Below are 3356 nucleotides of genomic sequence, written 5' to 3'. Positions count from 1 at the left end.
CGCGCGAGTTCCAGTGCGCCGAGGGGATCCCCCGCGGCGCGGCGCGCTGCTCCGGAGAGCTGCGCGCGCGTCTCCTCCGCGAGGATGCGGGGCGCGTCGGTCACCCGCTCGCCGTGCACGGCGCCCAGAAGGTGCACCGCATCGGCGCCCAGCAGAGCGACGGTGCGCGCCGCCTCGAAGAGGAGGAGCTGTCGCTCGGCCTGCGCCCGAGGCCCGCGGTAGCCGGCGACCACGGTGTCGAGTGCCGCGTCGGCGTCGAGGAGCAGCACGAGGATCGCGGCGGGGGTCGTGACGGGCGCCCGCAGCGCGGGCCTCGTCGGCATCGAGGAGGAGGGAACGCGCCGCGGCGCCGGCGGTGGCTGCATCGGCGGCGGAGGCGAGCTGCGAGGCGGTGCGCAGGCTGGCGAGACTCGCGGCCCGCTCGAGGTCGTCCCGGACCGAGCGCTCGAGCCCGCTGAGCTGTGCCTCAGCCCGGGTGAGCAGCAGGGCGAACGCTTCGACGGCGTCGAGCAGGGCGTCCGCGTCGGAGGCGTCGCCCGCCGCCACCAGTTCCACCGCCTCGCGCAGGGGCCTGACCTGGCGCTCGGGTGTGCTGCCGGCGAGGGCCGACACCTCGGCCCGGACACGGTGCAGCCGTTCCGGGTGGGACGCGGGCGGCAGAATCACCTGGCGATCGTACGGCCGGAGTGTGACACCGGATGACACGTCGGCTCGACCGCGTGGGCCCCGATGCGCACGATGGAGTCATGAGCCGCTCACTCGCCATCGTCGAGGTCGCCCGCGCGCGTCCCGGCCGCGAGGAGTACCACGCCTACGTGCAGGTCCTGAACGGCCGCATCCTGACCCTCGCCCGCGAGCGGGGCTGGGACGCGGAGCGCTTCCCGGCCGAAGAGCTCGGCACTGAGGAGCTGCTCGAGCGGACCGCGGGTACCCAGGCCCTGGTCCTGGCCGGTGGCGAGGACATCGCCCCCGAGCGCTACGGTGCGCGGCGGGGGTACCCGGCCGAGGGACCGCACGCCGAGCGGGCCGACGCCGCGCAGATCGCGCTCGTTCGGCGGGCGCTGGCTCAGCGCACGCCGCTCCTGGGCATCTGCCGCGGGCTGCAGATCGTCAACGTCGCCCTCGGTGGGACGCTGGTGCAGGATCTCGGCCCGGACGCGTCGCATGTCAACGCCGCGGCACCCGCGCACCGGCGCATGCACCGCCACCGGGTCGAGTTCGCGGCCGACTCGATTCTCGGCGGGCTCTACGGAGCCCGGGAGCTCGACGTGCAGAGCGCGCACCATCAGGCGGTCGACGCGCTCGCCCCTGGTCTGCGGGTTGTCGCGCAGGCCGAGGACGGCGTGGTCGAGGCGGCCGAGCACGCCTCGGCGCCGATCGTCGGAGTGCAGTGGCACCCGGAGGACCCGGGTGCGCCGGCCGGACAGCTCGCGACCCTGCTCGATGGGCTCGCGCTCGCCGCCTCCCGCGGCGAGTTCGCGTCGCCTGTCGCGGCCTGACCGGAGCAGCGCCCTTCCAGGGGCCGTCGGGGGTCAGCGCGCCAGACGGGCCATCCACGCCTCGATCTCGTCGGCGCTCCGCGGGATGCCGGCCGACAGGTTCTCGACACCGTCGGCCGTGACGAGGACGTCGTCCTCGATCCGGACACCGATGCCGCGGAGCTCCTCCGGCACGGTGAGGTCGTCCGGCTGGAAGTAGAGCCCGGGCTCGATCGTGAAGACCATGCCCTCCTCGATCAGACCGTCGAGGTACATCTCGCGCCGCGCCTTCGCGCAGTCGTGGACGTCGAGACCGAGGTGATGGCTGGTGCCGTGGACCATGTAGCGGCGATGCTGCTGATTGTCGGCCTCGAGCGCCTCCTCGGCGCTGACCGGCAGCAGGCCCCACTCGGCGGTGCGGCGAGCGATGACGGCCATCGCCGCCGCATGCACCTCGCGGAAGCGGATGCCGGGCCGCACGACCGCGAAGGCGGTGTCGGCCGCCTCCCGGACCGTCTCGTGCACGCGGCGCTGCGCCTCGGTGTAACGGCCGTCCACGGGGAAGGTGCGCGTGATGTCGGCGGTGTAATAGCTCTCCTGTTCCACGCCGGCGTCGAGCAGCACCAGCTGGCCGGGTCGGACCGGGCCGTCGTTGCGGGTCCAGTGCAGGATGCAGGCGTGGTGGCCGGCGGCGGCGATGGTGTCGTAGCCGACCGCGTTGCCGTCGGCGCGGGCCCGGCCGGTGAAGACTCCCTCGATCAGGCGCTCGCCGCGCTCGTGCGCGACGATGCGGGGGAGCTCGGCGAGGACGTCCTCGAAGCCGCGACCGGTCGCGGCGACCGCGGCGCGCAGCTCGGCGATCTCGTAGGCGTCCTTCACCAGGCGCAGCTCGGCGATGTCGCGCTCGAGCGTCGCGTCGCGATCGGACCGGACGTCGGCTCCGGCCGCCAGGCGACCCGCGACCAGCGGATCCGCCTCGCGCAGCACGGCGACCGGTACGCCGTCGTCCGCGTCGAGGACGGCGTCGAGCTCGTCGATGCCGCGCGTCTCGAGGCCGAGGTCGCTCGCCACCTGGGCGAGGGAGGGGCGCGGGCCGATCCAGAATTCGCCGATCTCGGAGTTCGCGTAGAACTCGTCGGAGTCGCGGCCCGCGCGCTCGCGGAAGTAGAGCGCGGCGCTGTGCCCCGCCTCGCCGGGCTCGAGCACGAGGACGGCGCCGGGCTCGGAGTCCGAGCCCCAGCCGGTCAGCCAGGTGAAGGCAGAGTGCGCTCGGAACGGGTAGTCGGTGTCGTTGGCGCGCTGCTTGAGCCGGCCCGCCGGGATGATGAGACGGACCCCGGTGTGCAGCGCCGAGAGGCGCTCGCGGCGAGCGGCGGCGAAGGAGGCCTGCTCCCGCGGGGCGGGCAGCGGCTCGTCCCGCTCTGCCCAGCCGGAGGCGATGAAGTCGCGGAAGCGCTCGGACGCGGGGGTGGTCGAGCGGTTCGCCGTCGCGCGGGGGCGGGGAGCGGCGGCGGGATCGGGCGTCTGAGCGGCGGTCCGCTCCTCCGTGTTCGTCATGCCCGCCATTGTCCTCCTCCCGTCGCCGCGCGCAGCCTGCACCGGTGCCCGTCGGAGAGTCGCCCGTCGGTCAGCGCCTGGGGAGGACCCTCAGGAGGAGTCCTTCACCATGCCGCGCACCGAGAGCTGGACGATGAGCGGACGGTGATCGCTCCCCGCGTCGTCGCGGTCGTCGACGACGCGGTAGCCCGAGACGTCCCAGCGGCCGGAGAAGAGCACGTGGTCGATCGGAGCGCCGAGCGCCGGCGGGACCGAGGTCGGCCACGTGCCGAGGGCGGCGCCGCCCGCGCGCTCCGCCGCATCCTCGCAACCGCCGAGTGC

Annotated in this window: 5 protein-coding genes; 2 read left to right on the top strand and 3 right to left on the bottom strand. The window is 74.6% G+C overall.

Translation table 11 applies throughout. From position 1 onward, the window contains the following. A partial coding sequence (locus ACH61_RS14610) for a hypothetical protein (RefSeq protein WP_153038915.1) occupies positions 1-323 on the bottom strand: 323 nt, incomplete at its 3' end. Here ACH61_RS14610 and ACH61_RS14605 point away from each other — a divergent pair. Then, positions 289-702, top strand: coding sequence for a hypothetical protein (locus tag ACH61_RS14605; protein ID WP_068213439.1), 414 nt, complete (start codon positions 289-291; stop codon positions 700-702). The genes ACH61_RS14610 and ACH61_RS14605 overlap by 35 nt on opposite strands. Positions 703-746: 44 nt before the next feature. Then, positions 747-1499: a gamma-glutamyl-gamma-aminobutyrate hydrolase family protein gene (locus tag ACH61_RS14600; protein ID WP_068213436.1), complete on the top strand. Its 753-nt coding sequence runs from the start codon at positions 747-749 to the stop codon at positions 1497-1499. Positions 1500-1532: 33 nt separating this feature from the next. On the opposite strand, the gene ACH61_RS14595 is transcribed toward ACH61_RS14600, so the two are convergent. After that, positions 1533-3035 (bottom strand): aminopeptidase P family protein, encoded by a 1503-nt coding sequence (locus tag ACH61_RS14595; protein WP_068213442.1) that lies wholly within the window; start codon positions 3033-3035, stop codon positions 1533-1535. Positions 3036-3125: 90 nt separating this feature from the next. Beyond that, a partial coding sequence (locus ACH61_RS17590; RefSeq protein WP_330220187.1) for an endonuclease/exonuclease/phosphatase family protein occupies positions 3126-3356 on the bottom strand: 231 nt, incomplete at its 5' end.

This window comes from Rathayibacter tanaceti (assembly GCF_001634385.1).
GTDB classification, from domain to species: Bacteria; Actinomycetota; Actinomycetes; order Actinomycetales; family Microbacteriaceae; genus Rathayibacter; species Rathayibacter tanaceti.
Note: the sequence above shows the minus strand (reverse complement) of the source record. Positions and strands in the feature narration are given on the sequence as shown.

Coding starts and splice junctions, on each gene's coding strand:
- ACH61_RS14600 (WP_068213436.1), top strand. CDS start 747: ATGAGCCGCTCACTCGCCATCGTCGAGGTCGCCCGCGCGCGTCCCGGC.
- ACH61_RS14595 (WP_068213442.1), bottom strand. CDS start 3,035: ATGACGAACACGGAGGAGCGGACCGCCGCTCAGACGCCCGATCCCGCC.